Raw genomic sequence first — 2889 nt, 5'->3', positions numbered from 1 at the left:
CGAATCGAATTATACAGTACATTTAGCAAATGTCAACTAAAATTATCGAAAATTCTAACTAACTGTGTTATACTGTCTGCTTCGTTTTCTTCACCGCGTCAGCAGCGAAGAACCGAACTATACGCCTCACAATAAAACCCGTCAACACCTTTCGCAAAATTATTTTCAGAAATTTAACCACCACCCTGTTTTAACAGGGTTTTTTATTTTATAAAAAACTCCAACAACCTTCCTACACAATCCATACATACAAAAAAACACAAAACAAAGGCCGTCTGAATTGCTCTTTCAGACGGCCTTTTGAATTTGACCCTCGCTTTAATTTATATTATTAGCGCTTGTTTTTTGGTATGATGCTTCCTTGATTCTTTTATATCAGCCTCGAGTTTGCTATGTCTGTCTATACAAGTGTTTCCGACACTCAAATGCGTGACTTCCTTCTGCAATATGATTTGGGAGATTTTGTTTCTTTGCAGGGGATTGCTCAAGGAATTACTAACAGTAATTATTTTTTGACTACTTCAACCGGTCGTTATGTATTGACTGTTTTTGAGGTTTTGAAATCAGAAGAACTGCCTTTCTTTCTAGAACTAAACCAGCATTTGAGTCTGAATGGTGTTGCCTGCGCTGCTCCGATTGCTCGCAAAGATGGCAGACTGCATTCTATTTTGGCCGGAAAACCGGCTTGTTTGGTTACTTGTTTGAATGGCTCGGATACCGGCTGGCCAACTGAGGCTCAATGCTTCCATACCGGTGCTATGCTGGCCAAAATGCATTTAGCCGGTCAAGACTTTCCTTTAAAAATGAAAAACCCTCGTTATGATGACTGGTGGCGCGATGCCTGCACTCAGTTGCTGCCTGTTTTAGATTCTAAAGATGCCGCACTGCTTCAATCTGAAATTGCCGCTTTAGATGAAAATCTGGGAGAGCATTTGCCTTCTGGTATTATCCATGCCGATTTATTTAAGGACAACGTATTGCTTAATGGAGATGAAGTTTCCGGCTTTATCGACTTCTATTATGCGTGTAACGGTAATTTCATGTACGACCTGGCAATTGCAGTTAACGATTGGGCACGAACAGCTGATAACAAGTTAGACCCTGTCCTTTATGATGCCTTTATCCACGGCTATGAAAGCGTACGTCCATTATCTGATGAAGAACGCGCGTATTTCCCTACTGCACAAAGAGCAGGATGTATTCGTTTTTGGGTATCACGCCTACTTGATTTCCATTTTCCTCAATCAGGAGAAATGACGTTTATTAAAGATCCAAATGCATTTAGGGATCTGCTCTTGACTCTTAAATAATATATAGATAAAAGGCCGTCTGAAATTCAGACGGCCTTTTATCTAATGCCCTCCCCCGCCGGAACCGCTAAACGGAGGTCTCGCCAGCCAAATAATGGGAATCATACTGATGAATATGATACTGCCTGCCAAGAAGATTTCATTTGAGCCAATAATAAAGCCTTGTTGGGAAATAGTACTATTTATCGCAGCCAGGGCTTGCTCTTTGCTCAGGCCATTGGCCATCATGCCTTGAATAGATTGGTTGCTGATTGAGGACAATGAATTAATATGTTCGGTCAGCTGAGTATGGTGCAGAGCTTCGCGCCGTTCCCACATGGTGCTGACAACGGACACACCGACACCGCCCATAAAGACTCGCAAGAAATTAGACAAGCTACTGGCCGAGGCAATTTGGTTGCCCTTCATATGCGATAAGGTGATACTGGTCAGGGGCAGGAAGAACATGGCTACGCCTAAACCCTGCCAAAACTGTGGCCAAACGACGTTGCTCATATCCATGCCGGCATAGAAGTCGGTTCGCCAATGGAATGTATAGGCAAACACCAAGAAGCTAGCGCTGACAAACAGGCGCATATCGACGCGATTGCCAAACTTACCAATAATCGGCGACAGAATAATCGGCAGAAAACCTACCGGTGCAGCAGCCAAACCAGCCCAAGTAGCGGTATAGTCGAGATTTGATTGCAACACCAAAGGCAGCAAGGTCAATGTACCCATATACACCATAAAGCCCAAGGATGTCGCAACAACGCCTATCGTAAAGTTTCTATTTCTAAACAATGACAAATCGACAATCGGGTATTTCTCGCCCAGCTCCCAAACAATAAAATAGGTCAGGAACACCAAAGCGGTAACGCCCAAAACGATAATCTCTCCCGAGGCAAACCAGTCCAATTCCTTACCTCTATCAAGCATCATTTGCAATGCGCCGACACCGACAATCATCAACACCAGCCCGACATAATCGATTGGCGCCCTGACGATTTCAGTTTCCCTGTGTCGAAGCTGCTTCCAAGCAATAGTTGCAGACAAAATCCCGATCGGGATATTGATAAAGAAAATCCATCCCCAATGCCAATTGTCTGAAATCCAACCGCCTAAAATCGGCCCCAACACAGGGGCAACAACGACGGTCATCGCCCATAAGGCCAGCGCCAATGTTCGTTTTTCAGGCGGATAAGAAGCCATCAACAGGCTTTGGGACAAGGGAATCAATGGCCCGGCGATGAAGCCTTGCAATACACGGAAAAAAACCAAGGCTTGAAGATTATGTGCAATGCCACACAGCCATGACGTTACGACAAACCCGATCACAGCGGCGATAAAGATTTTGACCTCGCCGAACCGCTTGGCCAAAAAACCTGTCAAGGGAACAGAGATGGCATTGGCTACGGCAAATGAGGTAATCACCCAAGTTCCCTGCGTGGTAGCCGCACCCAAATCCCCTGCAATAACAGGCACGGCGACGTTGGCGATGGTGCTGTCCAAGACTTCCATAAATACGGCCAAGCTGAGCGCCAAAGTTGCCAACACCAGCTTAAACCCTTGTAAAGGCGGATAATTCATATTTATAAAC

At 44.7% G+C, this 2889-nt stretch carries 2 protein-coding genes; one reads left to right on the top strand and one right to left on the bottom strand.

The genetic code is table 11. The annotated features are described in order from the left end of the window. Positions 1-392: 392 nt before the first annotated feature. Positions 393-1310: a homoserine kinase gene (thrB, locus tag ACTHUM_RS11115; protein ID WP_070459257.1), complete on the top strand. Its 918-nt coding sequence runs from the start codon at positions 393-395 to the stop codon at positions 1308-1310. 42 nt (positions 1311-1352) lie between these two features. Here thrB and ACTHUM_RS11110 read toward each other — a convergent pair whose 3' ends face one another. Continuing rightward, the gene (locus ACTHUM_RS11110; protein ID WP_070459254.1) at positions 1353-2879 is read right to left on the bottom strand and encodes a DHA2 family efflux MFS transporter permease subunit; all 1527 of its coding nucleotides are present in this window, start codon (positions 2877-2879) and stop codon (positions 1353-1355) included. Between the last annotated feature and the right edge of the window lie 10 nt (positions 2880-2889).

This window comes from Neisseria sp. P0021.S006, assembly GCF_051956895.1.
Note: the sequence above shows the minus strand (reverse complement) of the source record. Positions and strands in the feature narration are given on the sequence as shown.

Coding starts and splice junctions, on each gene's coding strand:
- thrB (WP_070459257.1), top strand. CDS start 393: ATGTCTGTCTATACAAGTGTTTCCGACACTCAAATGCGTGACTTCCTT.
- ACTHUM_RS11110 (WP_070459254.1), bottom strand. CDS start 2,879: ATGAATTATCCGCCTTTACAAGGGTTTAAGCTGGTGTTGGCAACTTTG.